The 2,170-nt window shown below is 68.0% G+C and carries 1 protein-coding gene; it reads right to left on the reverse strand.

Annotated elements, in window-relative coordinates; all coding sequences use genetic code 11:
- Positions 1-1,756, reverse strand: a 1,756-nt coding sequence (locus Aph01nite_RS40785) for a hypothetical protein (protein WP_204046456.1), incomplete at its 3' end; no start/stop codon positions are given.
- Between the last annotated feature and the right edge of the window lie 414 nt (positions 1,757-2,170).

Raw genomic sequence — 2,170 nt, forward strand, 5'->3', positions numbered from 1 at the left:
CCGCGGTTGGGGAGTCTGCGGTGAAGGTGTCTGCGCTGAGGATGTCTGCCTTGAGGGCGTTCGTGAGGTCTCCTGATGGGAGATTGCTTGCGGTGAGGGTGCCCGCGTTGAGGTCGGTCGCGTTGCGGTCGCCCGCGAGGAGATGCGTCACCTTGAGAGCGCCCACGTTGAGGCTTCCTATGGGGCCACCTGATGAGGGGTCAGCCGCCGCAGGGATATCCGCGTTTTGGGCGGTCGTGAGGTTGTCCGTGAGGTCGTTCGTGTTGCCGTCGTGTGAATGTGGGCTGGTTGCTCGCTGGCTGGTGGGCTCTGGGTGGAAGTCAGTTGCGGTGAAGTCGCCGCGTACGACGGCGCGCCAGCGTTCGGACCAGGACAGCACGGCGCGGCCGTCGGCGCGGGCGAGGGATAGTTCAAGGCCGAGAGCGGCCAGTTCCTCGGCTCCGCGAATCGCGTGTGCCCGTATTTCGGCGGCTCCCATGACCATGGGGTGCTCGATGCCCTGGCCTGCGGTCGGGGAGATCGTCTCCAGGAACGTGGCGATACCTGCTTCGACCGAGTTCATGGCGGCCTTGTCGTCACCGTTCAGGTGGTGAAGGACGGCTTGCGCGTGGTGGCGGATGATCGGGCGGGTTCGAGGGGTCAACAACCGGGAGAGCTGGGCTGCCGTCGTCTCACGATCGTGTGAGCCTGTGGCGGTACGTGCCGCGAGCAGACGGAGGGAGTCGGCCTGGGTCTGCCAACCGTTGGCGGCAAGCTCGTCCGCGCATGCGTACAGATCGGCTTGGAGTTGCTCGGCGCTGTTCGCCAGGTCCGGCGGCAGCTCGATGATTCCGCTGTCGGCGAGGTGAGGTTGGTCGGTCTGGCTGAGGCGGGCTCGCAGGATGATCTCGGTGGCGAGCGGTGCCCAGCGAGTTCGCCCCTGCGCGAGTAGTTCGGAGCGGGCTGTTTGTGCGGTCTGTCGCGCCTGGTACGAGTCACCGGTCAACAGTTCCACTTGAGCCAGCAGGAGCCGGGCATCGCTCAAGGCAACCTGGGCATCGGACGACGCCAGAACCGGGACGGCCTGCTCCAGGAGAGCACGCGCTTCACCCGGAAGCCGTGCGTCGACCAGAGCTTGCGCGAAGTCGACACGCATCGCCGCGAGACGCTCGGGATAGCCGACAAGTGACTGCTCAGCAGCCTGATAACTCGCGAAAGCGGCGGGAATGTCCCCTCGCCGAGCGGCGGCGAACGGAAGATTGCCCTCGGCCACCATCGCCAGATGCGTGTACCCCGCCTCCCTCGCGATCTCAGCGGAACACGCGAAGTCGGTCGCAGCCTCCCCAAAACGTTCAAGAAAGACGTACGCGAGTCCCCGGTTCAGAAGCCCGCCCGCCTGAAACCGCGGATCCCCACCGAGCGCGGGAATGGCTGTCGAGCACCGCTCCGCCGCCTCCGCATGCCGCCCCAGAAACACCAGCGGCGCCGCCCGCTGAACCTCCAGCCGATGACGATCAAGCCCACTCAGATCCGCTTCAACCCGATCAGCAAGCGCCAACGCGCCCTCGGGATCCCCCAGCAACGCCCGAAGCGTCACCTGCGTCATCCCCGCCTGCGCCGCCCGAACCGGCACCCCCTCAGCCTTCCGTACCGCCCGGCTCAGAAGCTCGTCCGCCAACCGCAGATCCCCGAACTCCCACTCCGCCAACGCCATCCCCCGCAACGCGATCGACCCCGCCTCCGCGTCCCCCACCCGCTCACTCTCCCCCAACACCACCTCCGCCTCCTCCCGCGCCCGCCCCGGATCCCTCCCCGCCAGCTCAACCGCCCTAATCGCCCTCCCAACAAGCCCCTCCCCACCCTCACTCACCCACACCTGCCCCGCCGACCCACCTCCCCGCCGGCCCAAAACCTCCCGCCCTTCAGCTTCCGCCGAATGCGACTGCTCGCCCTCCCGGCGATCTGGACTGCCCCTGCCTCCGGCCTCCCGCGCCGAGTGCGACGGCCCGGGGTTGCGACTGTCCGGAGCAAACCCGTCGTCATCTGTCTGCGACGGGAGGCTCCGACCGCGCTGAGCGCTCCCGCCTTCGGACAGCTGTGTCGGGCGTGGAGGACCGAGGCCTCGGCTGTCTGGAGTAGTCCCGTTCTCGGCCACCTGCGAGGGATGTGACGGGTTGGGGTGTCGGCCGTG

This window comes from Acrocarpospora phusangensis, from assembly GCF_016862995.1.
Taxonomy (GTDB): domain Bacteria; phylum Actinomycetota; class Actinomycetes; order Streptosporangiales; family Streptosporangiaceae; genus Acrocarpospora; species Acrocarpospora phusangensis.